At 45.0% G+C, this 25,876-nt stretch carries 24 protein-coding genes and 1 other RNA gene; 14 read left to right on the top strand and 11 right to left on the bottom strand.

Going from position 1 to position 25,876, the window contains the following annotated elements:
- Window positions 1–13: 13 nt before the first annotated feature.
- From R7Q48_RS12615 to R7Q48_RS12605, 3 genes are read right to left on the bottom strand one after another with little or no spacing between them, the layout of a single operon-like run.
- The gene (locus R7Q48_RS12615; protein WP_017633554.1) at window positions 14–1,222 is read right to left on the bottom strand and encodes an FAD-dependent 2-octaprenylphenol hydroxylase; all 1,209 of its coding nucleotides are present in this window, start codon (window positions 1,220–1,222) and stop codon (window positions 14–16) included.
- Window positions 1,223–1,253: 31 nt separating this feature from the next.
- A complete protein-coding gene (gene ubiH / locus R7Q48_RS12610) occupies window positions 1,254–2,432 on the bottom strand; it encodes a 2-octaprenyl-6-methoxyphenyl hydroxylase (RefSeq protein ID WP_005380974.1) in 1,179 nt (392 codons plus the stop codon).
- A 23-nt stretch (window positions 2,433–2,455) separates the two neighbouring features.
- Window positions 2,456–3,034 carry a YecA family protein gene (locus tag R7Q48_RS12605; RefSeq protein ID WP_005380976.1) on the bottom strand — a complete coding sequence of 193 codons (579 nt, stop codon included), beginning with the start codon at window positions 3,032–3,034 and terminating at the stop codon, window positions 2,456–2,458.
- A 249-nt stretch (window positions 3,035–3,283) separates the two neighbouring features.
- Here R7Q48_RS12605 and R7Q48_RS12600 point away from each other — a divergent pair, with 249 nt between their 5' ends.
- From R7Q48_RS12600 to serA, 5 genes are all read left to right on the top strand, one after another.
- Entirely contained in the window at window positions 3,284–3,592 is a 309-nt protein-coding gene (locus R7Q48_RS12600; protein WP_005384553.1) for a cell division protein ZapA, read from the top strand.
- Window positions 3,593–3,600: 8 nt separating this feature from the next.
- Window positions 3,601–3,785, top strand: a non-coding RNA gene (gene ssrS / locus R7Q48_RS12595) — 6S RNA.
- 5 nt (window positions 3,786–3,790) lie between these two features.
- Window positions 3,791–4,390: a 5-formyltetrahydrofolate cyclo-ligase gene (locus R7Q48_RS12590; protein WP_005384552.1), complete on the top strand. Its 600-nt coding sequence runs from the start codon at window positions 3,791–3,793 to the stop codon at window positions 4,388–4,390.
- A 53-nt stretch (window positions 4,391–4,443) separates the two neighbouring features.
- A complete protein-coding gene (gene rpiA / locus R7Q48_RS12585) occupies window positions 4,444–5,100 on the top strand; it encodes a ribose-5-phosphate isomerase RpiA (protein WP_005380982.1) in 657 nt (218 codons plus the stop codon).
- Window positions 5,101–5,374: 274 nt separating this feature from the next.
- The gene (gene serA / locus R7Q48_RS12580; protein ID WP_005384551.1) at window positions 5,375–6,607 is read left to right on the top strand and encodes a phosphoglycerate dehydrogenase; all 1,233 of its coding nucleotides are present in this window, start codon (window positions 5,375–5,377) and stop codon (window positions 6,605–6,607) included.
- 71 nt (window positions 6,608–6,678) lie between these two features.
- Here the strand turns inward: serA and R7Q48_RS12575 are convergent, their stop codons facing one another.
- The gene (locus tag R7Q48_RS12575; RefSeq protein WP_005384550.1) at window positions 6,679–7,371 is read right to left on the bottom strand and encodes an oxidative stress defense protein; all 693 of its coding nucleotides are present in this window, start codon (window positions 7,369–7,371) and stop codon (window positions 6,679–6,681) included.
- 208 nt (window positions 7,372–7,579) lie between these two features.
- A complete protein-coding gene (locus tag R7Q48_RS12570; protein WP_213965823.1) occupies window positions 7,580–8,476 on the bottom strand; it encodes a LysR family transcriptional regulator ArgP in 897 nt (298 codons plus the stop codon).
- Between the two features lie 147 nt (window positions 8,477–8,623).
- On the opposite strand from R7Q48_RS12570, the gene R7Q48_RS12565 reads away from it, so the two are divergent.
- Window positions 8,624–9,253, top strand: a complete 630-nt coding sequence (locus R7Q48_RS12565) for a LysE/ArgO family amino acid transporter (RefSeq protein ID WP_031780897.1) — start codon at window positions 8,624–8,626, stop codon at window positions 9,251–9,253.
- A 26-nt stretch (window positions 9,254–9,279) separates the two neighbouring features.
- The gene (locus R7Q48_RS12560) at window positions 9,280–9,762 is read left to right on the top strand and encodes a YbaK/EbsC family protein (RefSeq protein ID WP_042521288.1); all 483 of its coding nucleotides are present in this window, start codon (window positions 9,280–9,282) and stop codon (window positions 9,760–9,762) included.
- A 47-nt stretch (window positions 9,763–9,809) separates the two neighbouring features.
- Here the strand turns inward: R7Q48_RS12560 and mscS are convergent, their stop codons facing one another.
- The 5 genes from mscS to R7Q48_RS12535 all read right to left on the bottom strand — a co-directional run bounded on the left by mscS (window position 9,810) and on the right by R7Q48_RS12535 (window position 16,775).
- Window positions 9,810–10,676, bottom strand: a complete 867-nt coding sequence (gene mscS, locus R7Q48_RS12555) for a small-conductance mechanosensitive channel MscS (protein ID WP_005380995.1) — start codon at window positions 10,674–10,676, stop codon at window positions 9,810–9,812.
- 424 nt (window positions 10,677–11,100) lie between these two features.
- Window positions 11,101–12,177, bottom strand: a complete 1,077-nt coding sequence (gene fbaA, locus R7Q48_RS12550; protein ID WP_005380996.1) for a class II fructose-bisphosphate aldolase — start codon at window positions 12,175–12,177, stop codon at window positions 11,101–11,103.
- A 154-nt stretch (window positions 12,178–12,331) separates the two neighbouring features.
- Window positions 12,332–13,492 carry a phosphoglycerate kinase gene (locus R7Q48_RS12545; protein ID WP_005384547.1) on the bottom strand — a complete coding sequence of 387 codons (1,161 nt, stop codon included), beginning with the start codon at window positions 13,490–13,492 and terminating at the stop codon, window positions 12,332–12,334.
- 151 nt (window positions 13,493–13,643) lie between these two features.
- Window positions 13,644–14,681, bottom strand: coding sequence for an erythrose-4-phosphate dehydrogenase (gene epd / locus R7Q48_RS12540; protein WP_005384545.1), 1,038 nt, complete (start codon window positions 14,679–14,681; stop codon window positions 13,644–13,646).
- A 135-nt stretch (window positions 14,682–14,816) separates the two neighbouring features.
- Complete coding sequence (locus tag R7Q48_RS12535; protein ID WP_065274858.1) at window positions 14,817–16,775, bottom strand: ligand-gated channel protein; 1,959 nt, start codon at window positions 16,773–16,775, stop codon at window positions 14,817–14,819.
- A gap of 140 nt (window positions 16,776–16,915) precedes the next feature.
- Here R7Q48_RS12535 and R7Q48_RS12530 point away from each other — a divergent pair, with 140 nt between their 5' ends.
- Entirely contained in the window at window positions 16,916–17,809 is an 894-nt protein-coding gene (locus tag R7Q48_RS12530) for a LysR family transcriptional regulator (protein WP_017633561.1), read from the top strand.
- Window positions 17,810–17,900: 91 nt separating this feature from the next.
- Here the strand turns inward: R7Q48_RS12530 and tkt are convergent, their stop codons facing one another.
- The gene (tkt, locus tag R7Q48_RS12525) at window positions 17,901–19,895 is read right to left on the bottom strand and encodes a transketolase (RefSeq protein ID WP_033907453.1); all 1,995 of its coding nucleotides are present in this window, start codon (window positions 19,893–19,895) and stop codon (window positions 17,901–17,903) included.
- 315 nt (window positions 19,896–20,210) lie between these two features.
- Between tkt and metK the strand changes: the two genes are divergently transcribed.
- The 6 genes from metK to gshB all read left to right on the top strand — a co-directional run bounded on the left by metK (window position 20,211) and on the right by gshB (window position 25,786).
- Entirely contained in the window at window positions 20,211–21,365 is a 1,155-nt protein-coding gene (metK, locus tag R7Q48_RS12520) for a methionine adenosyltransferase (RefSeq protein WP_005384541.1), read from the top strand.
- Between the two features lie 402 nt (window positions 21,366–21,767).
- Complete coding sequence (locus R7Q48_RS12515; protein ID WP_005381026.1) at window positions 21,768–22,565, top strand: DUF2189 domain-containing protein; 798 nt, start codon at window positions 21,768–21,770, stop codon at window positions 22,563–22,565.
- A gap of 68 nt (window positions 22,566–22,633) precedes the next feature.
- Entirely contained in the window at window positions 22,634–23,131 is a 498-nt protein-coding gene (locus R7Q48_RS12510; RefSeq protein WP_005381025.1) for a SprT family zinc-dependent metalloprotease, read from the top strand.
- A 150-nt stretch (window positions 23,132–23,281) separates the two neighbouring features.
- On the top strand, window positions 23,282–23,977 hold the full coding sequence (gene endA / locus R7Q48_RS12505; protein WP_053306786.1) for a deoxyribonuclease I: 696 nt from the start codon (window positions 23,282–23,284) through the stop codon (window positions 23,975–23,977).
- Window positions 23,978–24,090: 113 nt separating this feature from the next.
- Entirely contained in the window at window positions 24,091–24,822 is a 732-nt protein-coding gene (rsmE, locus tag R7Q48_RS12500) for a 16S rRNA (uracil(1498)-N(3))-methyltransferase (RefSeq protein WP_025768830.1), read from the top strand.
- Between the two features lie 13 nt (window positions 24,823–24,835).
- A complete protein-coding gene (gene gshB, locus R7Q48_RS12495) occupies window positions 24,836–25,786 on the top strand; it encodes a glutathione synthase (RefSeq protein ID WP_005381021.1) in 951 nt (316 codons plus the stop codon).
- Window positions 25,787–25,876 lie beyond the last annotated feature (90 nt).

Below are 25,876 nucleotides of genomic sequence, written 5' to 3'. Positions count from 1 at the left end.
GTTCGCTTTGCACTTACTGACGCGCCAGATCCGGCAAGTGTCCCTTTAAACCAAGCGCGCGCTTCATGATCTCATCTTTCGCTCCCGGCAGTTGCCCCGCTAAACTTAAGCCAATGCCACGAACGAGCTTCTTAGCTGGGTTCTCGCCAGAGAACAAATCTCGAAACCCTTGCATAGTAGCGATCATCTTTGCCGCTTCCGCTTTTCGCCAACGCTCGTAGCTTCTTAGGTTGCGTTTACTACCGATATCTTGTCCCTGCTTCCAAAGTGCTAACACCTCTTGAGCAAGACTGGCCGCATCTAATAAACCCAAATTCACACCCTGCCCCGCTAATGGGTGAATGGTATGGGCCGCATCACCAACCAGCGCGACTCGCTCGACGACAAAATCTCGCGCATAGCGCATTTTCAAAGGAAACGCAGCACGCTCTCCCACTACTTCACATAGACCAAGTCGAGCATCAAACTCACTCGTCAACGCTTTATTGAAATCATGTTCACTCATCGCCACTAACTGCTCTGCTCGATTTGGCTCCGTGGACCAAACAATAGAGCACATATTTGGTTGCGACATTGGCAAAAATGCCAACGGTCCGTGAGGAGTAAATATCTGGCGCGCAATGCTGTTGTGTGGCATAGCAGTTTTGACATTCGCGACCAAAGCATGATGACCATAGTCCCAATGCGTTAATGGAATATCCATTTGATGGCGAAGCCACGAATTCGCCCCATCGGCTCCGACCACTAATTTAGCGGTCATGGCTTGGCCATTATCGAGCGTCAGCCAGCTTTCTTGCTCACCGACCGCGAGAGTCGCGCAACGTGCAGGCATAAACATAGTGACGTTATCGAGCTTTTGGACTTGCTCAAGCAGCGCAAGTTGAATCACACGATTCTCAACAATGTGCCCTAAATCAGGTTGTGCCATACTTTGTGCATTAAATTCAATACTGGCAAAGCTATCTTGTTCCCATACTTCCATGCCATGGTAAGGTGAAGCTCGGCGCTGTTCTATGCCCTGCCAAGCACCAAGTTTACGCAAAATCGTCTCACTAGAGCGGCTCAGCGCAGACACACGAACATCGGGCAATTCTTTCAACGAATCATCTGGCACTTTACCTTCAATAACGGCGACACGCAGATCACTGTCTTTGAACGCGGCAGCAAGTGCCAACCCAACCATCCCTCCGCCGATGATGGCGATATCTACACTTTGCATCATTGCTTTTTATTACCTAATTCAGTGCGGCCGTTCATCGTTTTACCAAGCCAAGTGTATGGCGTAGTAGCGGCTGCTTAAAAATAGAAAGGTTATCCATCGCTGCTAAGGCAGTATTTCGGCCAATTCGCATCGCGGGTAAATCATTTGAAAAAACATGCACTAAGGCACTGGTTAGCCAAATAGTTTCGCTTCGATCTGCTTCTCTACGTTGACTAAAGCGCATCAGGCCTTGATAAAGACCCACATCCTCACTTTGCTGCACAATTTCTTCTGCTAGTGAGACTACATCGCGAATACCGAGATTAAAGCCTTGTCCAGCTATCGGGTGCAGCGTTTGCGCCGCATTTCCAACAATCGCAAAGCGATGTGAAATATTTTGCTTTCGATGGCGAAGAAGCAATGGGTAACTTGCACGGCGCCCCACTTTTTTCATCGCGCCTAAACGCCAACCAAAATCGTTCTGTAAACGCTGGAGAAATGCTTGATCAGATAACTCAAGAACGGCTTGGGCTTCTTCAGGGTGCAAACACCAAACTAAGGACATTCGATTGTCACTCATTGGCAATAAAGCAACAGGGCCATTCTCAGTAAAACGTTCAAAGGCTCTACCTTGATGAGGTTCTTGAGTCACAATATTGGCAATGACAGCCACTTGTTCAAAATCTTGCTCAGAAAGTTCTAGACCAATTTTCTGACAACAGGTCGAAACAGCACCATCTGCAGCCACCAGCAGTTTTGCTTCAAGTTGCTCACCACTTTTCAACGTCACATGGGTACAGTTTTGCTCGCGCTCGATATCGGTAACGGAGTCAGGACAAAACAGCGTAATTGATTCGCTACTGTCTAATAATTCTTGATATACACGCCCAACATCGGCTAATTCTACAACATACCCTAGAGCTTCAACCCCAACCTCTTGCTTGGTAATCTCCGTCATCCCAGCATGAGAACGGTCAGAAACGTGGATATGTTCAATGGGGGTGACAAACGGTTCTACTGACGTCCAGAGCTGTAGTTGACGCAACAGATTGACAGTACCGTAAGACAATGCGATTGAGCGAGAGTCAAAACCAGGGTGCATATCTGATTGTGCTTTAAAAGGCTCAACGACGGCAATGCGGAGCTTTCCCTGAGACAAATGGTCAATCGCCAATGCTAACGTTGCACCAGCCATGGCACCACCAGCAATGACTACATCATATTGCTTCATACTAACCTCTGGACGGTCTACGATTAGTGAATAGTAGGTTTTTTGTCGCTGCTTTCAGGACGAACACCAAATTCAGCATGGATCGTTAGTACGCAAGCTTTGATGTGCTCAATCACTTGCTCTAGCAATTGCGCTTGTTCACCAAGATCGTCATCTTCATCGATGCCTAATTTGGCAATCTCTTCTAGGTCAGCCAGTGCTTCTTTAGCGTCATCAGATGCTTTATTAAGCGCAACGCCTGCTAGACCTAACCCAGAAATAAAGTGGTTTACAAAGTCGGACACACTGTCGGCTAATGCGAATAAGCCTTCTTCGCCCGGCTCATCTGGCAATAGTAAAGACAGCTCCATTGATGTGCCAGTAAGCTCATTAACAGTAACGTTGAATATGCTCTGAGCAAAAGTGAGTGCTGTCGAGGGCCACCCCATCCCATCATTGGTGTAGTCAAAAAGAATCGGCTGCCAAGTTTGATCATTGATCGCCAATCCACCACTTAACATGCCAACAAATAAGCCATGTAACTCCGCCGGTGTCACTGCTAGGCTTGCCGATTGCAGTTCAGCAGCAATAGATTGGTATTCAGGAAGGGTGATTTCACTCATAACTTGGCTCATTCTTGCGTAATAATGTATTGGTATATCCTACCATCAAGGTTAGTGGTCTGAAACGGCTATCAAATTCAATTTTGGACAGCATTTGTTCAATTTGCCCAATTCCTGTGTGATCTCGTCATCATTTCTCTTTCTGTGATGGGAAATGCTTGAATCTTAATAGCGGTTTTCCTATAGTTTGCTCCTCGGTAGTTGTATGAAGCAACACCTTAGATAGCGCGAATATAGAGTTTATTCATCATGAGCAATCAAGCGATCGACGTTGAAATATTAGGCAAACTTACACGAGTGAATTGTCCGACAGGACAAGAAGAGTCTCTTGTTGCAGCGGCAAAAGATCTGGATCGCCGATTGAAAGAAATGAGCGAACGTACTAAGGTAACCAATGAAATCCAACTGCTGACCTTTGCTGCATTGAATATTTGCTATGAGTTGCACACCAAGTCATACGAATCCAATGGTCAACAGCAAGAAATTACTGAGCGAATGGAAAAGCTCACCGCGTCTTTAGAGAACGCACTAAGCAAAGTTACGCAAGGACAGCAGTAAATACAAAATTTACCCTGGGGTGTGCGTCAGCAGGATTTAAGTCCCTGAGCCGATAAGCAATACCTAAGGGTTAGTATTTGGTAACTATTGAGCAAGCTCGGCATGCACCGAGAAGCCTACGGTTGTCATTGCTGATCCGCCTTGAACCAGCTGGTTCAAGGGCCACAATCCTCAACGGCACCCTGGGGTATTCTCTCTATGTCAGACCTCTCTCGACAAGACTTCCGCAAACTGATTCGAGAAAAGCGCAACGCTCTGTGCAGTGATACGCAATACCAAGCGGGAATCGACCTTATTACTCAATTTTCCCAACTTCCTGAAATCGATCAGGCGCAACATATTGCCATCTACCTTTCTGCAGACGGTGAGCTTGATACTAAACCGCTCATTGAATGGTTATGGCAACAGGGAAAATCGGTTTATCTGCCCGTCATCCATCCCTTTTCTAAAGGTCAGTTACTGTTTCTTCAGTATATAAGTGATGAACAGCTCGTCTACAACAAGTACGGCATCTTAGAGCCCAAGCTCGATATCAGACACCTCAAACCCGTTCGCCAGCTTGATTTAATCTGCACGCCTTTAGTTGGGTTCGACAGTATCGGACACCGCTTAGGCATGGGCGGAGGGTACTACGATCGTACTCTGTCACGTTGGTTTATAACTGGAGAGGGAGCTAAACCTGTTGGTATCGCTCATGACTGCCAACATGTAGAACGCTTACCAATTGAAAGCTGGGACATTCCATTACCTAAGATCGTGACCCCAAGCCAAATATGGCAATGGGAAAGTGACAAGTAAGCCGCTATAATCACGCCCGCAAACGTTAACGAACATCTATTCAGGAGATTGGCATGACTCAAGATGAAATGAAAAAAGCGGCTGGTTGGGCAGCACTAAAATATGTTGAGAAAGGCAGCATTGTCGGTGTTGGTACTGGCTCTACCGTGAATCACTTCATCGATGCACTAGGCACTATCAAAGATGATATTAAAGGTGCAGTGTCTAGCTCTGTCGCTTCAACTGAGCGCCTTAAAGAGCTTGGTATTGAAGTATACGAGTGTAACGATGTAATGAAGCTGGATGTGTATGTTGATGGCGCAGATGAGATCAACCCAGCACGTGAAATGATCAAAGGCGGCGGCGCGGCTCTGACTCGTGAGAAAATTGTCGCAGCAATCTCTGATAAGTTCGTATGTATCGTTGACGGCACTAAAGCAGTTGACGTACTTGGCCAGTTCCCATTGCCTGTTGAAGTAATCCCAATGGCACGCTCTTACGTGGCTCGTGAATTGGTAAAACTAGGTGGTGATCCAGCTTACCGTGAAGGCGTTGTGACTGACAACGGCAACGTGATTCTGGATGTGCACAATATGCAAATTACCAACCCGAAAGAAATGGAAGACAAAATAAACGGCATCGCTGGTGTGGTGACTGTGGGTCTTTTCGCTCATCGTGGTGCAGACGTAGTGATCACTGGCACACCAGAAGGTGCAAAAATTGAAGAATAAATAACAGCCCAAAATGAACCTATCTGGTTCACTTTTCTGTTATTTCATTACATACGGTGCTGCAAGGCACCGTTTTTTATTCCTTTCTATAAGAAAATTATCTCTTATTCCGTAATTTTCTTACCCAAAGCAATTTTTTTTTGTTACTTTATTGAACAGAAGACGCACAGGGAAACGTTTGTCTTCCTACAAAACTGTTAATTATCCCCTTTTTAATAGTTTTGTCCAATGTGCGCCACATTAGCCCACCTTTCCATTTTAAGGACGAGAAAAAATGGCCAAAGTTTCACTGGAAAAAGAAAAGATTAAGATCCTCTTGTTAGAGGGACTCCACCCTTCTTCAGTTGAAGTTCTTCAAGCAGCTGGTTATACCAACATTGAATACCATAAAGGTTCCCTTCCGGAAGAAGAACTAATTGAAGCGGTAAAAGACGTGCACTTCATTGGTATCCGCTCCCGTACGAACCTATCCGAAGAGGTAATCAATGCGGCGAACAAGCTGGTTGCAATTGGCTGTTTTTGTATTGGCACTAACCAAGTAAACCTAGACGCAGCAGCAAAACGCGGTATTCCTGTCTTTAATGCACCATTCTCTAACACTCGAAGCGTGGCAGAGCTTGTACTTGGGCAAATCCTTTTACTAGTGCGTGGTATTCCTGAAAAGAATGCACTTGCACATCGCGGTATTTGGAAGAAAAGTGCAGACAACTCTTACGAAGCTCGTGGTAAGTGCCTTGGCATTATCGGATACGGTCACATTGGTACGCAGCTTGGTATTATTGCCGAAAACTTAGGTATGCGCGTTTACTACTACGATATTGAGAACAAACTGTCCCTTGGTAATGCGACGCAAGTACATACCATGAGTGAACTATTGAACAAATGTGATGTAATTTCTTTGCACGTTCCCGAAACACCGGAAACGAAAAACATGATGGGTGAAGCTGAATTTGCTCGAATGAAACCAGGTTCCATCTTTATCAACGCGGCACGTGGCACCGTTGTGGATATTCCTGCACTTTGCCATAGCTTAGAAGCTGGTCACCTTGCTGGCGCTGCAATTGATGTATTCCCAACTGAACCAAAAACGAATGCTGACCCGTTCGAGTCTCCTTTACAAAAATTCGATAACGTCATCCTCACTCCACACGTTGGTGGTTCAACACAAGAAGCACAAGAAAATATCGGCTTAGAAGTGGCGGGTAAACTGGCTAAGTACTCTGATAACGGATCGACACTTTCAAGCGTAAACTTCCCTGAAGTGTCATTACCAGAACACAGTGGTGAGTGCTCTCGTCTGCTTCATATCCACAAGAACCGTCCTGGTATCCTAACTCAGATCAACACCATCTTTGCTGAAGAAGGCATTAACATTGCCGCGCAGTACCTACAAACAGCCGCTGAAATAGGCTACGTAGTGATCGACGTTGAAACTGAACGCTCAGAAGAAGCTCTAACAAAGCTCAAAAACATTGAAGGCACAATCCGTGCTCGTATCCTTCACTAAACAGTGAAACAGAAACGACAAAGGCAGGGGTTATGACTCCCTGCCTTTTGCTTTTTACTGTTTGCTAAGCCTTACTTTAGCTTATAAATGACATCGACTTGATCGCGAATGATCATAGTTGAATCTTGGTAGCTATTCGCTCCTTCTTTACTATCCATCGCCATTGAACGCATTAACACAGGCTGAACGTGCATCTGTCTGTAATTGATCTGCCATACATCGCCCAACTTTTTCTCAAAACCAGTCGCTAATGACCCTGCTTTTTCTCTTGCGTCCTTAATCGCAGCCATTCGTGCCTTTTGCTGATACTCGGCTTGGTTGCTTACCTTAAGTTGAATATTATCAACCTGATTAATTCCCGCTTCTAACGCCATATCTAGGTATTGGTTAAGGTTTTTCAGATCCGTCACCGTGACATCAATACTGCGAGATGCTCGATACCCAACAAGTTCTGCTTTCCCTGATTTAGGGTAATGGTACTGAGGAGCAAGGTATAAATTCGAGCTAGTAATATTGTCTTTTGACAAGCCGGCATCCGACAAGCTTTTTAGAAACTCTTCAACGGTTTTATCTACGGACAATTTCGCTTGTTCAGCCGTCATTGTCGTATCGACTACTTTTACAGAAAACGTAGCCATATCAGGTGTGGCCGTCACTTCGCCATACCCCGTTGTCGTAACATGAGCAAACTCTGGCGTATTCGCCAAAACTGAAGCACTGGTAAGGCTGAGTGCTGAAGCCAGCAAAAATGAATACAATTTCATTCAATAAATCCATCCATACAAAATTAAGTACTTAATCTCAGATTCCAACATCACTATCATGGCTGAGAAAGCGTGTGGTTTCATAATAGAAACTTCCGCCGATTATCCAAGCACCCATAGTGACTTCTAACACAACTTTGACTATGTAACATTGGCGTAATTTTTAAACAAAACACACTTAAGTTAACGATATGCAGCTCTGACAAACTTATTGAGGTAGATGCTGCTGCGCATACCCCACTATCGCGTGTGAGATTTCTTGTAATACCCCAGTCTCTAACTGCCAGTGGTGCCAATAAATCCGATGGGACATTAAAAAACCTGGAGTCACATCAACCAACACACCTCTGTCTAATTCGTCGGTAATTTGCAAGCGGGGGATCAAGCAATAAGCAACACCAGCTAACGCCACTTTTAGAAACGCTTCAGAACTACTGATGTTGTGATGAATAACGCTGTCAGGATTGACGTTAAAATGCTCGGTAAGAAATGTTTTATGTAGATCATCATATTGGTCATATGAAACGGCCGGTGCTTTTGCCAATGTCTGATTATTTACGCCTTTAGAAAAATAACGCTGATAGAACTCTGGGCTCGCGACACAAACATAATCGATGCGACCTAAATAGTCTGCTCTGCATCCGGGGATTGGCTGGGGCTCCAAGCTGATCGCTCCTGTCACTTCGCCACTTTTGAGTTTTTCAATAGAGCGGTATTCACCATAGATAGTCAGTTTTAGTTCAACTTGACGCTGCTTCATAACATTTTTCAGCGCTGACAGTAGCCATGTTGCAAGGCTATCTGCATTAGTCGCTAAAGAGAGTTGCACAGGTCGCGTACTGGTATCATTTTTTAGTTCGGGGAGAATTTCATGCTCTAGCAAGCGTACTCGCCGATAAAGACCCAACAATTTTTTACCAATTGGCGTTGGCTTAGGTGGCTGGCTTCGAATTAAAACAGGCTGCGCGAGAAACTTCTCTAACTGCTTGATACGTTGAGAAATGGCGGATTGAGAAACAAATAAATGCTCGGCAGCACGCTCAAAGCTACCCTGATAAACTATAGCGTCTAATGCCTCAATCCATTTGTAATCTAACCCTCGCATACCTTCCCTCTCACTCCAGATCAAACGCCTCCCGTTAAATTAGTCTATCTAATGTAAGATTAAAATCATTAATTATACTTATTTAGATAAACGCTTTATCTTTCCCTTTTCTGTAAATGTATTTGTTATTTTGAAGTGAGGTGAAGTGTGAGCTTGTGGGTTCTATTGCAAGGTTTTGGTTTAGGAGCATCAATGATCATTCCGATCGGGGCGCAAAATGCGTATGTTTTGAATCAAGGCATAAAGCGTAACCACCACCTAACAACCGCCACTATTTGTAGCGTGCTAGATATGATTTTCATCTCTCTAGGTATCTTTGGTGGTGGTGCAATTCTGTCTCAAAATGAAATCTTACTGACGTCGGTGACACTTGGTGGTATTGCTTTCTTGAGCTTCTATGGACTGCTCTCGCTAAAAAGTGCTTTTAAGCCAGAGAGTGAATCGGAATCAAAAGGGGAGATCGTAGCTCGAGGTCGTCGAACGGTTATTCTAGGTGCGTTAGCTGTCACTGTGCTTAATCCGCACTTATATTTAGATACAGTCGTTATTCTAGGTTCGATCGGTGGACAATTTGAAGGCCATGATCGCATTGCTTTTGCACTAGGTACGATTATGGCTTCCTTTGTTTGGTTCTACACTTTATCGATAGGAGCAGCCAAACTAGGTCCAACACTCTCTCAACCAAAAGTGAAAAAAACCATCGACATTGCAATCGCAATGATGATGTTCACAATAGCGTATATCTTAGCGAGTGAGCTTATTGATAAGTATTGGTAATCACCAGGTAGTAAGGCAGCAAAGACATGGAGTCACTAAAACATATTTATAACAACAATAGAGAGCGATTCAACGCGCTCTCTATTCCTTTTCGGGAATGGCAGCACGAAGCCATCTTAGACTTTGAGACAGATATACGCATTGCGAGAGAGCTTGGTTGGACGGGTACGCATACCAAAAGCCTCTTTTTAACACTCAAAGGACAAGGTTACGCAGTTTATCTGACAGATAAGGACTCGCGCCTCGATGCCAAGCAGATTAAAGCGATTACAGGTAAACGTCCCTCTATTTGTAATGACGATGAAATGGTCGAAGTGTTAGGTTGCGTACCCGGCGCGGTTTGCCCAATAGGCTTACCGGAATACATCACTATCATTGTTGATACCAATCTCTATCAACATCAAGAGTTGCTCTATACGCCTGGCTTACCTGAGTTCACATTTGGATTTGCAGGTAAACATCTAAAACGCCTCTTACTTGCTGGTCATCACACCCTTTACGAAATATAAAAAAGCGAGGCCTATTGGCCTCGCTTTTGAATATCGACTGCTTTTAATTAAGCGTCGACTTTGTTCAGGTGAACATCCATTTGTGGGAATGGAATCTCGATACCATTTTCATCCAATGCTTCTTTAATACCTTGCATTGCATCAAAGTATACGCCCCAGTAATCTGCAGTTTTCACCCATGGACGAACCACAAAGTTAACTGAAGAGTCCGCTAACGTAAGTACACCAATTGTGATATCTGGGTCTTTCAAGATACGTGGATCTTTCTCTAGCGTCTCACGAATCACTTTCTTCGTTAGTTTAAGGTCTGCTTTGTATGAAACACCAATCACTAGGTCGACACGTCGTGTCGCATGGCGAGAGTAGTTAGTAATGGCACCGCCGATAACTGAAGAGTTAGGCACAACAACCATTTTGTTGTCTGGTGTTTTTAGAACGGTTTGGAAGATTTGAATTGCTTCAACACTACCCGCTACACCACCGATTTCTACGTAGTCGCCTGATTTGAATGGACGGAACGCAACAATAAGTACGCCTGCTGCAAAGTTTGATAGTGAACCTTGTAGTGCAAGACCAACAGCAAGACCTGCCGCACCAATCACAGCAACAACAGAAGCGGTTTGAACTCCTAATCGACCAAGAGCCGCGATTAGCACGATTACAAATAGCAAGTAACGAACAAGACCGTGAATAAATTCAACGACGGCCTTATCCATGTTTTTCTTTTCTAGTACTTTAGAAACACTACCAGCGACTGCCTTAACGATAAGATTACCGATAAACAGAATAAGCAGCGCAGAGATAATGTTCACACCGTACTGAACCAGTAGATCTGAATTGTTTGTCAGCCAAGTTTCAGCCTGAGTTAGACCATCCGTTAAAGTGGTATCGATACCCACCGATTCACCTGCCATAATTCTTATCCTCAAAAATAAAGAGATATAAATCCAATTGCCGTTAATTTATGAACCTTGTTTTTTAAAGGCTCTTTTCTAAAACAACATCCCTATTGCTCCACTGAACAGTGTCAGATTTTTGGCACAATATCCCAACTCTGACTTTTTTCAAAGTCAGAGTTTCGCAAAGATATGCAAAACAAGACTTTATCAGAGCTTTCTGACACTGACTTGTTACAGGTTACGCAATGCACTCTGATTTCGCCACTCTTAAGACTGATATTCCCATGTTTTCTTTAAAAAAACGTTAAAGGTGAGATATCTCACTAGCAAATACAACCTAACGCATAAAAATATCGGGAGAAAGCAGAGGGGAAGAAAATGATAGATATAAAAAAACCCGCTCAAAGAGCGGGTTTTTAAGTAACTTAATCAGTAACGATTATAGTACGTCAACTGCGTTAAGGTCAGCAAATGCTTGCTCTAGACGAGTAACCATTGAAGCTTGGCCTGCACGTAGCCATACGCGTGGATCGTAGTACTTCTTGTTTGGTGCATCTTCACCAGTTGGGTTACCGATCTGACCTTGTAGGTAATCGTGGTTTTCAGCTTCGAACTTACGGATACCATCCCAAGTAGCCCACTGTGTATCAGTATCGATGTTCATTTTGATCACACCGTAGCCGATAGATTCACGGATTTCTTCTAGAGAAGAACCTGAACCGCCGTGGAATACGAAGTTTAGAGAGTTCGCTGGAAGACCGAATTTCTCAGAAACGTGCGCTTGAGAATCACGTAGGATAGTTGGAGTTAGTACAACGTTACCTGGCTTGTATACGCCGTGTACGTTACCGAAAGATGCTGCGATAGTGAAACGGTGGCTGATTGCGCTTAGTTTCTCGTATGCGTATGCAACGTCTTCTGGAGAAGTGTATAGTTCAGACGCATCCATATCAGAGTTGTCAACACCGTCTTCTTCACCACCAGTACAACCTAGTTCGATTTCTAGAGTCATGTTCATTTTAGCCATGCGCTCTAGGTACTTAGCAGAAATTTCGATGTTCTCTTCTAGAGACTCTTCAGAAAGGTCGATCATGTGAGAAGAGAATAGTGGCTTACCAGTTTGCGCGAAGTACTCTTCACCAGCGTCTAGTAGACCGTCGATCCAAGGAAGTAGTTTCTTAGCTGCGTGGTCAGTGTGTAGGATTACTGGAACACCGTAAGCTTCAGCTACAGCGTGAACGTATTTCGCACCAGCAACAGCACCTAGGATTTGAGCTTCTTGACCTTCAAGTTTTAGACCTTTACCAGCAAAGAAAGCAGCGCCACCGTTAGAGAACTGAACGATAACTGGAGCTTTAACTTTTGCAGCTGCTTCAAGTACTGCGTTTACAGAGTCAGTACCCACACAGTTTACTGCTGGAAGTGCAAAGCTGTTTTCTTTTGCAACTTCAAATACTTTCTGAACGTCATCGCCAGAGATAACACCTGGTTTTACGAAGTCGAAGATCTTAGACATGGATGTAATCCTATTTATCTGTCGTTTTTAAACAAAACTTGTTAAGTTGAAAATCTTGCAAACGTTTGCTCACAACTGAGGCTATTCTAGCAGAGTTCCTCACACGTTGCAGCAAACAAGAAAGCGGGAGAATCACTCCCCCGCTTTGCTTTAATTACTTAGCGCGTGCTTCTAGCATTTCTACTGCTGGAAGAACTTTACCTTCTACGAACTCAAGGAAAGCGCCGCCGCCAGTAGAGATGTAAGATACATCCGCTTTGATACCGAACTTGTCGATAGCCGCTAGCGTGTCACCACCACCAGCAACAGAGAAGCCTTCAGAAGCTGCGATAGCTTCAGAGATACCTTTAGTACCTGCTTCGAAGTTCTTGAATTCGAATACGCCTACTGGACCGTTCCATAGGATAGTCTTAGCGTTTTTAAGGATTTCAGCTAGTTCAGCAGTTGAATCTGGACCAAGGTCGAAGATCATGTCGTCGTCTTGTACTTCAGAAACGTGCTTGATTTCAGCTTCTGCGTTCTCGTCAAATGCTTTCGCACATGCAACGTCAGTTGCTACTGGAATTGCACACTCGTCCATTAGCTTCTTAGCTGTTTCAACTAGGTCTGCTTCGTATAGAGACTTACCAACGTTGTGGCCAGCAGCTGCGATGAATGTGTTAGCAATACCACCACCAACAACGAGTTGGTCAGCGATTTTAGATAGAGACTCAAGAACAGTTAGCTTAGTAGAAACTTTTGAACCACCTACGATAGCAACCATTGGACGAGCTGGCTTGTCCATTGCTTTGCCTAGCGCTTCTAGTTCGTTCGCTAGTAGAGGACCAGCACATGCTACGTCTGCGTGCATACCAACGCCGTGAGTAGATGCTTGAGCACGGTGAGCCGTACCGAATGCGTCCATTACGAATACGTCACATAGTGCTGCGTATTTCTTAGATAGCTCTTCGTCGTTTTTCTTTTCGCCTTTGTTGAAGCGAACGTTTTCAAGAACAACAAGTTCACCCGCATTTAGCTCTAGGCCATCTAGGTAGTCTTTTGCTAGCTTCACTTCGCAATCTAGTGCGTCGTTTAGGTAGTTAACAACTGGTTGTAGAGAGAACTCTTCAGCGTATTCACCTTCAGTTGGGCGACCTAGGTGAGACGTAACCATTACTTTAGCGCCTGCTTCTAGGCAGTGCTTAATAGTTGGAAGAGATGCGATGATACGTGCATCCGAAGTTACTTTACCGTCTTTTACTGGCACGTTTAGGTCAGCACGGATAAATACACGTTTACCTGCAAGATCCAGGTCAGTCATCTTGATTACAGACATGATGTGTCCTCTCAAATATTTAATAATTAAAGTTTTTGAAAACTCGGCAACCCTGCCAAGCCTGTTAATTCTTCAAACTGGTTATAGATATGGAGATATTATGGATTTATTTCAAGGCTTGAAATAAAAATTCTCCATCACTTCTTCGTCATTACTGTTCCACTTGCGAAGAAGCTTGCATTGCTAAGGCAGTATCCAGCATCCGGTTAGCAAAGCCCCATTCGTTGTCGCACCAAACGAGCATTTTTACGAGTTGCCCGTTACTCACTCTAGTCTGGCTTCCATCCACAATCGCACTATGGGGGTCGTGGTTAAAGTCGATGGAAACGAGTGGCGATTCAGTATAGTCAACAATGTTACGTAATGTACACTGAGATGCGTTAACAATGGTTTGATTTACGTCATTAACTTTCACATTTGTACTAATTGTGACACTTAAATCCATTGCAGTGACGTTAACCGTTGGAACACGAACAGAAATTGCTTCGAATTTGTTGGAAAATTTCGGGAAGATTCTTTCAATCCCCTTATGCAACTTAGTGTCCACCGGAATAATAGATTGGCTTGCAGCGCGGGTACGGCGTAAGTCGTTATGATACGCATCGATTACTTGTTGATCGTTCATGGACGAATGAATTGTCGTAATGGTGCCAGACTCTATGCCGAAGGCTTCGTCTAATACTTTAATGATGGGAACGATACAGTTGGTGGTGCAAGAGCCATTGGAGACAACACGGTGCTCGTCTTTCAGAGTTTCGTGGTTCACGCCATAGATAATCGTATTATCTAGGTCGTTTGCACCCGGGTGCGAAAACAGTACTTTCTTCGCGCCAGCTTCTATATGCGCTTGCCCATCCGCTTGCGAACCAAATACGCCAGTGCAATCCAAGACGATATCAACTTCTAAATCACGCCAAGGAAGTAATTCGATTTCGGAGAGATGGAGAATGCGAATGGAATCATATTCACCGCTGTCATGATGAACATGCAAATGTTCTTGGTCATGGGAAATTTTTTTACCAAAGCGACCATGACTGGTGTCATATTGCAGTAGGTGTGCCATCGCCTCTGGCTGTGCTAGTTCGTTTACCGCCACAACCTTGATCTGCTGGTGTTTTCCGCTTTCATACACCGCTCGCAGAACATTACGACCTATACGTCCAAATCCATTGATCGCAACCTTTAGCATTTATCCTTCGCCCTACCAAAAATTTCGTGTCACAGATACTACCTGATCAGGCTGACAAACGCACCTGTTGAATCAAAGTAAAGCAGGATTAAAAAAGGTCGAGACTATGCTCGACCTTATTACAACGATAGATAATTAAAATGCGACGTCTAAACCTAACCAGTAGCGACGACCATCTTCAATATATCCATATTCTTCGTAACTGATTTCCTCGTCCAGCAAGTTATAGATAGCGCCTTTAATACGAGTATTGTCGGTTAACTGGTATGTCACACCGGCGTCCACAAAGGTATAAGCTGGTTCTACAATACTGTTTCTTGATGGGCCAGTAACCGGATCCATTTCTTTACCTCGGTACGTGACTTTCGCCCAGCTCTCTAGATCTGTTGTCGTTTGCCAAGTCACATCCACATTAAACAGATGCTTTGGTAACTGCTGCAGCGGCATGCCTTTGTATTCACCTGTTTTTTGCTCTGAGTCGGTAAATGTGTAGCTCGAGCTAAGGTAAATGGTTTCCGTTAACGGCGATGCTAAGGTCGCTTCAATACCTTGTGTGACGGCTTCATCCACGTTAATACGGTACGTTGGATCTGCGCCCCATTGGTTTGGACCATCAGTACAGATAGTGTCTGGACAAACAACACGTGTGATCTTGTCTTTGAATTCGTTATGGAACGCTGTCAAAGAGACATCTAAGCCAGAATCACCTTGATACAAGACGCTGATTTCTTTGTTTAGCGACGTTTCAGGGTCAAGATCTGGGTTACCGTAGATATTACCGCCACCACTGACTTGCGCCCAGCCAGGAGTAATTTCACGTAATTGTGGAGAACGGAAACCTGTTGCCACACCGCCTTTCACCGTCCAAGACGGATCAACTCGCCATACACCGTAAACACGCGGACTAAAATGCGCGCCATAGTTTTCGTCATGATCTAGACGGCCGCCAAGCGTAACGCTAAACGGATCAGCAATTCTCCATTCATCTTCAATGAAAACAGCCCACTGCGTATTCGATGTTTCAGTCTTCGATGACGCTTTGTTGGAGGTGAAATCCTCAAGCTCTGCATGAGTAGCGTCCACACCCGTCGTCAACGTATGGTTTCCAATACCAGTCACCAAGCTCGATTTGAACGTGGTGTTGGTGATCGTCATCTCACGAGATTTGTTCTCGCTCTCTTCTCGCTGTAAGTAAGTATCTGAAATTCCGACCGAATCCCAATCACCGTTGTGGCTTACCGTTACGTAATTACGACGATATTCATTCAGTGAATCTTCACACCCACCACGACACCCTGTGGTCGGCACTGAAAGGCCCACATTGCCACGACGACTTTGTGCCGACGTGCCACCTTCTAATTGCACCGAATGGCGCTCATTAATCTGGTAAGTCAGTTTTGAAGAGATACTCTGCATATCTTTATCTTCATAACCGTATTCGATGTCATCTTCTTCTCTGGTTGTGTACTGACCATATACTTGGAGAGATAAATTTTCAGCCAACGGACCATTAACGAAAAAGTTCGCGCTCTGCTCTCCCCCTGAGCGGCTATTCTCTTGTAGTACCGTGCCCAGTTGAACATTACCTGTCCACTCTAGCGCATCTTTTCGTGTGATGACGTTAATCACACCACCAATCGCATCAGAACCGTAAAGCGTCGACATTGGGCCACGAATAACTTCGATTCGCTCAATCGCTTGAAGAGGAGGTAACCAACCTTGTTCGATACCAGGACCGTCACTATTTGGACGAGTTTCACGCGTGCTTTGACGTTTACCGTCGACCAGTATCAAAGTGTATTTAGAACCCATACCACGGATACTAATGTCGGTGGTATCACCACCACCTGTCACGACAACACCTGGCACACTTTTTAGTGCATCAGTCACATCGCGGTAATAACGGGAGTCCAACTCCTCACGTGAAATAACACTAATACTTGCAGGCGCGTCCGCTTGAGATTGCTCGTAGCTTGATGCAGTTACAACCACTGTTTCCATTTTAGAAACTGCATCATTGGCAAAAACATGAGGGACACTGACGAAGGCTAAAATACCAGTTGCGGTAATAACTGGCAGTCTAAGAGTAGACATCTACATCTCCATAATTGATAATGATTATTATTTTCGAAAGTGAATTATTCACAAATAGAATGAGATGCATAGTGAGAGTTATGGAACGGTTCTTTCCATTTATGGAACTCGTACATAACGCAGTAAGGAGTAAAAGAAATATGCACGACTTAGCATCAATTAGAGCCTTTGATGCGCTCAATCAGCATAAAAGTTTGACAGCCGCTGCTAAAGCCCTTAATCAGCCAAAATCAACGCTAAGTCGTCGCTTGGCACAATTAGAAGAAGACTTCGGTCAGGCTCTAACCGCCAGACAAGGTAATCGATTAGTTCTGACAAGAGCTGGAGAGATCTTTGCCCACTACAGCCGCCAGATTCTTGAGTTAAGTGAAGAGAGTTATGATGCACTTCAAGGTTTAACGAACCAAGTTTCAGGGCCACTGCATATTGTTTGTCACACTGCCTTAGTTAGAAGCTGGCTCGGCGGCGTACTCAATCGTTTTCTTGCTGATAATCCCGATGTTAGAGTTCAACTTACCAGTGACTTTTCTGAGGCGCATCATGACCCAGATTTGTTCATCTGGCTCGGTGAACGTAAAGAGCTAGACTGGCGAAAAGAAGTGCTGGGGGTATTTCGCTATACGCCTTTTGCCTCTCCAAATTATCTAAAACAACATGGGCCTATACCGCACCCCAAAGAACTTGAAGCTCATCCATGGATCGATTTTGGTTCAGTGCAAGAAAATGGATTGATGCTAGCACACCCTCAACACGGTGAATTCTTTTTAGAACCCTTTGTTAGTCGCTTATACAGCGACAACATAGCAATGCAAATAGACAGTATCGCGAATGGTCATGGTATTGGACTGCTGCCGACTTGGACAGCATGCGGCTATGAGAAACATCACCCAGGGCGAATCACACCTTGCTTAGAAGGTTGGCTTTCTGAGCCTATTTCTATTAACTGCTATACACCAGCAGGACGACCACCACTGCGCTTATCCGTACTTTTAGACTGCATTCACCAAAGCATTCCACAAGGTTGGAAAACCTGACAAAAATAAAAAGGCCATCATAATGATGGCCTTTCTAACTTTAGCGTTTAACAATCGTCGTTTACGTTCGACTGTTTAGACGGTCCTACAATTACGCTAGCAATTCTTTTGCTGTGTTCACTACGTTTTCAGTCGTGAAGCCAAACATCTCGAATAGCTGACCAGCAGGTGCAGATTCACCGAATGTTGTCATACCGATGATGCGACCGTCGAAGCCAACGTACTTGTACCAGAAATCAGCAATGCCCGCTTCAATAGCGATACGTGCCGTTACGTCTGATGGCAGTACAGCTTCACGGTAAGCGGCGTCTTGTTTGTCGAACGTATCTGTTGATGGCATTGAAACAACGCGTACTTTCTTGCCTTCTGAAGTTAGTTGCTCAGCGGCTTTCACTGCAAGCTCAACCTCAGAACCTGTTGCGATAAGGATTAGCTCAGGCTTACCTTCGCTATCTTTCAGGATGTAAGCACCTTTCGCGATGTCTGCGACTTGTTCAGCAGTACGCTCTTGTTGCGCTAGGTTTTGACGAGAGAAGATAAGTGCAGTTGGTGCATCTTTACGTTCAATCGCTAGTTTCCATGCAACTGCAGACTCAACTTGGTCACATGGGCGCCATGTGCTCATGTTTGGAGTTACACGTAGAGACGCCATTTGCTCAACAGGTTGGTGAGTTGGGCCATCTTCGCCAAGACCGATCGAATCATGCGTGTAAACTTGGATGTTCTGAATTTTCATCAGCGCAGCCATACGCATTGCGTTACGAGCGTATTCCATGAACATTAGGAATGTTGCGCCGTAAGGAACGAAACCACCGTGCAATGCGATACCGTTGATGATAGCAGTCATACCGAATTCGCGTACACCGTAGTGGATGTAGTTGCCAGAGAAGTCCTCCGTTTCTAGAGACTTAGAACCAGACCACATGGTCAGGTTAGAAGGCGCTAGGTCAGCAGAACCACCCATAAACTCAGGAAGCATTTGACCAAACGCTTCTAGTGCATTTTGCGATGCTTTACGTGATGCAATGTTCGCTGGGTTTGCTTGAAGATCGGCAATGATTTGGTTCGCTTTTTCTTCCCACTGTGCAGGAAGTTCGCCGTTTAGACGTCGTTTAAGCTCTGCCGCTTCAGCAGGGTAAGCTGCAGCGTATGCTTCGAATTTTTCATTCCAAGCTGCTTCTTTCGCGGCGCCCGCTTCTTTTGCATCCCACTCAGCGTAAACATCTGCCGGGATCTCAAATGGGCCGTACTCCCAACCTAGGTATTCGCGAGCCGCTTGGATTTCATCGTGACCTAGTGGTGCACCGTGACAGTCGTGCGAACCAGACTTGTTAGGAGAACCGAAACCGATAATTGTTTTGGTACAGATAAGCGTAGGACGTGGGTCCGCTTTTGCTGCTTCAATTGCTGCGTTGATCGCGTCTGAGTCGTGACCATCGACTGCTGGGATTACATGCCAGCCATACGCTTCAAAACGCTTAGGTGTATCGTCAGAGAACCAACCTTCAACGTGACCGTCGATAGAGATGCCGTTGTCATCCCAGAATGCAATCAGCTTGCCTAGACCAAGAGTACCTGCAAGAGAGCATGCTTCATGCGAGATGCCTTCCATTAGACAGCCGTCACCCATGAACACATACGTAAAGTGGTCAACGATATCGTGACCTTCTTTGTTGAACTGTGCCGCTAGTGCTTTCTCTGCGATCGCCATACCAACAGCGTTAGTGATGCCTTGACCTAGAGGACCCGTTGTTGTCTCGATACCAGGCGCGTAGCCGTACTCTGGGTGACCTGGGGTTTTTGAGTGCAATTGACGGAAGTTTTTCAGATCGTCAATAGATAGCTCGTAACCGCTTAAGTGCAGTAGAGAGTAAATAAGCATTGACCCATGACCGTTTGACAGCACAAAGCGATCGCGGTCGGCCCACTCTGGGTTTGAAGGGTTATGGTTTAGATGAGAGCGCCAAAGAACTTCAGCGATATCAGCCATACCCATTGGTGCGCCTGGGTGGCCTGAGTTAGCTTGTTGAACACCATCCATGCTTAGAGCACGAATTGCATTGGCAAGATGTTTACGAGACGACATGTCTGCTCCTGAGTACATTAAGCGAAACGAAAAGTAGGTCATAATTCTCTCAAAGCCCTGTTGGGTGTGCAAACGTTTTCCAATCCAAAACCTCACAAATATTGCACCTTTCGCGCCAAATCGTTCGAAGTTCTTAAAATTATCAATAAATCAGGCAAACGTTTGGTTATAACAAAAACCAAAAAAGAGCTTGTAATTCGAGCAATCAAATTTAGAATAGACGTCTAGATGTAGATACACCTACAAAAATTAGTATTAATTTGCGCTGGAGAGTTTATCATTCCCCAGTTTTAAACCAGATATAGTGGAGCTAACATGGCTAAGCACCTGTTTACTTCTGAGTCAGTATCAGAAGGTCATCCAGATAAAATTGCAGACCAGATTTCTGATGCGGTTCTTGACGCGATTCTAGAGCAAGATCCAAAGGCTCGTGTTGCATGTGAGACTTACGTTAAAACCGGTATGGTAATGGTGGGTGGTGAAATCACGACTTCAGCATGGGTAGACATCGAAGAGTTAACTCGTGAAACCGTTCGTGAAATCGGCTACGTACATTCAGATATGGGCTTTGACGCAGATTCTTGTGCGGTACTAAACACAATCGGTAAACAGTCGCCAGATATCAACCAAGGTGTTGATAAAGCTGACCCTAAAGAACAAGGTGCAGGCGACCAAGGCATCATGTTTGGTTACGCTTGTAACGAAACTGAAGTACTAATGCCAGCGCCAATTACTTACTCTCACCGTCTTGTTCAAAAGCAAGCAGAAGTTCGTAAAAACGGCACACTACCTTGGTTGCGTCCTGATGCAAAATCTCAGGTAACATTCCAATACGATCAAGGTAACATCGTTGGTATCGACGCGGTTGTTCTTTCAACTCAACACTGTGATTCAATCTCAACTTCAGACCTGCGTGAAGCGGTAATGGAAGAGATCATTAAGCCAGTGCTACCTTCTGAGTGGATCAACAAAGAAACAAACTTCTTCATTAACCCAACCGGTCGCTTCGTAATCGGTGGTCCTATGGGTGACTGTGGTCTAACTGGTCGTAAGATCATCGTAGATACCTACGGCGGCGCAGCTCGTCACGGTGGCGGTGCGTTTTCTGGTAAAGATCCATCAAAAGTTGACCGTAGTGCAGCATACGCAGCACGCTACGTAGCGAAAAACATCGTAGCGGCAGGCATGGCTGACCGTTGTGAGATCCAACTTTCTTACGCAATCGGTGTTGCTGATCCAACGTCTATCATGGTGGAAACGTTCGGTACTGAGAAAGTACCTCACGACATCATCATTGAAGCGGTTCGTCAATTCTTCGACCTACGTCCATACGGTCTACAAGAAATGCTTAACCTTCTTCAACCTATCTACAAGAAGACAGCGGCATACGGTCACTTCGGTCGTGAAGAATTCCCGTGGGAAGCGACAGACAAAGCTGCACTTCTACGCGATTTCGCTGGCATCAAATAATCAAGCCAAGCAAGAATCAATCAAGCCCTCGCCTATGGCGGGGGCTTTTTATTTTCAGCAACTTTTATCCAGCCATTTCGGCTCATACCGCCCTGACCCACAAAGCAGTCCTGTTTCTCCCTCATTTTTTATACCGAATAAATTTTAAGCAATTATTTGTAAATTATCCCATCTCCGCCAATAGTTAAAATATTGTTAACTCCAATTTAAATAGAGACGTCGGATGCTGGCGACTGTGGAAGCACACTTAAGTAAAGACATGAGTCAGGCATCTTTATGGCCGATACCAAACTAAGCCAATGCTCAGATGTAAACTTGAAAAAGTCGCTTCAAGTTTGACTGAACAAAAACCGCTGTCAGTTGGTATAAGCGGATAATGTGGGAATAAATCAAGGAGGAGTTATGCCTCGAACTGTTAATCCATCGGACTTCCACAACAAGCGAAAGGAAGTGCCAGACAATGAATACGCCAGAACCATACCGTGCAATACGGTCAATCTTTCTGCACCTTTTCATTGGCTCGCATTAGGTCTGCATGATTTCGTGCGAATGCCGCTTATTAGTGCTTTCTATGGCATCTGTTTTATGGCAGCAGCCATAGGCATTGTTTTGCTCGTACAGTGGCAAGGCACACACTTGGTCGTCATGCCCAGTTTGATTGTTTACATGTTAATCGGTCCGTTTCTCGCGCTCGGCTTGTATGATGCCAGTTGGGAGAGAGAGCGCGGACACAAAGCAAGCTTGTTCCATTCAATGAAAGCGATCGGTCGTAACTCAACATCTCAATGGGCGTTCGCCGTGTTACTCGCAGTGTGTATGATATTTTGGATGCGCATTGCCGCTCTACTTCATGCGCTCTACCCTTCTGTTCAAGGGGCACCTTTAAGTGAGTTTCTACCCTTCCTTGTCATCGGCTCTTTAGTTGGCTTTGTTTTGGCTTGTGTGGTGTTTAGTATTTCAGCCTTTTCTATTCCGCTCATGATGGAGCGTCGCGTAGACATGATGACCGCTGTATTTACCAGCTTTAATGCCGTGAAATCCAACATTCCAGCAATGATTGTTTGGGCAGCGATCATCTGTGGCGGTATTCTTATCGGCTTTGCGACCTACGGGATCGGAATGTTGTTTACCATGCCAATTCTAGGCTACGGTACATGGCACGCTTACCATGCCACCATCAAGAAAAAACACACACCATAATTAACTGATGCTATGATCTGGCCCTCGCAAATGCGGGGGCTTTTTTATTTGATTTATCGAGGTGAATTGTGGATATAGAACTCAGCTATAAAGCCAAGCAAGTGATGGCGGGCTGTATCGCGATGGCGGAACAAGCTTTCAAACGTTCTTTCCCGATTCCAACAATCACCTTCGACGTCCGTGGGAAAGCGGCAGGAAAAGCCTACCTTCAATTAAATCAAGTACGCCTAAACCCTGTTTTATTTCGCGAAAACACCCAAGCATTCTTAGATGAAGTCATTCCTCATGAAGTAGCACACCTGATTACTTATCAGGTTTACGGGCGAGTTAGGCCTCACGGTAAAGAATGGAAAGGCGTCATGGAAGCCGTATTTAACGTACCAGCCAAAACCACTCACAGCTTTGAAGTAAAATCCGTTCAAGGTAAAACCTTTGAGTATCGTTGTGGTTGTATGACCTACCCTCTATCGATTCGCCGTCATAATAAAGTGCTGCGCAAAGAGGCGACGTACTCTTGTCAAAAATGCCGCCAACCACTTAACTTCACCGGTATTCAATTATCGTAGCCCTTACCTCATAGTGTTACTTGCGTTCCCAAAATAAAGATCGAGTTGATCAAAACCTTCCCTTCGCCAACTATTGTTAACTTACTCATCACTAAAGCTATTTTATGCGTGTTATCATGAATAAAGTCATACTTTATAAAGACTTTTATCATGAAATACTTACTCTCTCTGTTGCTTATCGCGCTTTCTAGCACTGCGATTGCCGCGCCACCGAGCTCATTCTCTGCAGCCAAACGTGAGGCGGTCAAAATTTATCAAGACCACCCAACAAGCTTCTACTGTGGCTGTAACATTCAATGGCAAGGCAAGAAAGGCTTACCCGATTTAGCCTCTTGCGGTTACCAAGTCCGTAAACAAGAAAAACGGGCTGCACGAATCGAATGGGAGCACGTTGTTCCTGCGTGGCAATTTGGCCACCAGCGTCAATGCTGGCAAGATGGCGGACGTAAAAACTGTAAGAAAAAAGACAAAACTTTTCGTTTGATGGAAGCAGACTTACACAACCTAACTCCTGCTATTGGTGAAGTAAACGGTGACCGTTCGAACTACAACTTCAGCCAATGGAACGGTATGGATGGCGTGAGTTATGGTCGCTGTGAGATGCAAGTGAACTTTAAGCAGCGTAAAGTCATGCCACCAGACCGTGCGCGTGGCTCAATTGCTCGCACCTATCTATACATGAGCAAAGAGTACGGTTTCAAACTGTCGAAGCAGCAAACGCAATTAATGAGTGCTTGGAACAAAACCTATCCTGTCGATAAATGGGAATGTGAGCGTGACGAGCGCATTGCAAAAGTACAGGGCAATCACAACCCATTTGTTCAAGAAGCCTGCCGCGCACTGTAACCTCCGACCTCGAAGCGTTTCAATTACTGATATTGAAACGCTTCTTGCCCCTTGTTTTTTCGGTGCAAAGCATCCATGTTAGGGTTTAAGTTTATTCTCTTGCTGGAAATCTCATGCGTACCCCTCGAATTTATCATCCAGAAACCATTCATCAACTTGGCTCACTTGCTTTAAGTGACGACGCAGCAGGCCATATCGGTCGTGTTTTGCGCATGAAAGAAGGCCAAGACGTTCTCCTTTTTGACGGCAGTGGCGCAGAGTTCCCAGCGGTTATCAGTGAAGTCAGCAAGAAATCAGTTTTGGTTAACATCACCGAGCGCGTAGAAAACAGTATTGAATCCCCTTTAGATCTGCACCTTGGTCAAGTCATTTCACGTGGCGATAAGATGGAGTTCACCATCCAAAAGTCTGTTGAACTTGGCGTCAATACCATCACTCCTCTGATTTCTGAACGTTGTGGTGTCAAGCTTGACCAAAAGCGTTTTGAGAAAAAACTCGCGCAATGGCAGAAAATCGCCATCAGTGCCTGTGAGCAATGTGGGCGTAATGTCGTGCCCGAAATTCGTCCAATTATGAGCTTGGAAGAGTGGTGTAAAGAAGAGTACGATGGTTTAAAGCTTAACCTTCACCCTCGTGCTAAATACTCAATCAACACTTTGCCAACCCCGGTTGAAAAAGTGCGCCTACTGATCGGTCCTGAAGGCGGTTTATCGTCTGAAGAAATCGAGATGACTCGAGAATACCAATTTGAAGAAACGCTACTCGGCCCTCGCGTTCTGCGTACCGAAACAGCGGCTCTGACAGCAATTACAGCCTTACAAGTTCGTTTCGGCGATCTTGGTTAAACGGAGAAAAATAATGATCAAACTCGGTATCGTAATGGACCCAATCTCGTCCATTAACATCAAAAAAGACTCTAGCTTTGCCATGATGCTTGAAGCGCAACGACGCGGCTATGAAATCCACTACATGGAAATGAATGATCTGCACCTCGATCAAGGCGTTGCCATTGCAGATACTAAAGTGGTGGAACTAAAAGAAGATCCAAACGGTTGGTACGAGTTCAAATCAGAGCAAACTATTGAACTGTCTGAGCTAGACGCTGTGCTAATGCGTAAAGATCCTCCGTTTGATACTGAATACATCTACGCGACTTACATCCTTGAGCGTGCAGAAGAACAAGGTGCACTGATCGTTAACAAGCCTCAAAGCTTACGTGATTGTAACGAAAAGCTGTTTACAGCATGGTTCCCAGAGCTGACACCTACAACGATCGTGACGCGAAAAGCAGAAAAAATTAAAGAATTTCGTGAAAAACATGGTGATGTCATCCTGAAACCGCTTGATGGTATGGGTGGCGCGTCCATCTTCCGTGTGAAAGAAAACGATCCAAACGTCTCTGTGATCATCGAGACATTGACTAACCACGGTCAAAACTACGCAATGGCACAAACCTTCGTGCCAGACATCAGCAACGGTGACAAACGTATCCTAGTGGTAGATGGCGAACCTATGCCTTACTGTCTAGCACGCATTCCTGCTAAAGGCGAAACGCGCGGCAACCTAGCCGCTGGTGGTACTGGTGAAGCTCGTCCGCTAAGCGAAACCGACCTCAAAATTGCGCAAACCGTTGCTCCGACACTGAAAGAAAAAGGCCTTATCTTTGTTGGCCTTGACGTAATTGGCGACAAGCTAACAGAAATCAACGTCACCAGCCCAACCTGTATTCGCGAAATTGAAGCAGCTTTTGATATCTCAATCACAGGCAAGCTGATGGATGCGATTGAGCGTCGAGTAAAAGGCGAATAACTCAAACTGTATTACAGTTAATAGAGAGCGTAGTACATTAACTTAAGCAAACTCATGCACATACCTAGATGTAAATTGTATGATGTTAGC

The sequence above is a fragment of the Vibrio sp. 378 genome (assembly GCF_033339435.1).
The sequence above is the reverse complement of the archived record's forward strand: the minus strand, read 5'-3'. Positions and strand labels throughout refer to the sequence as shown.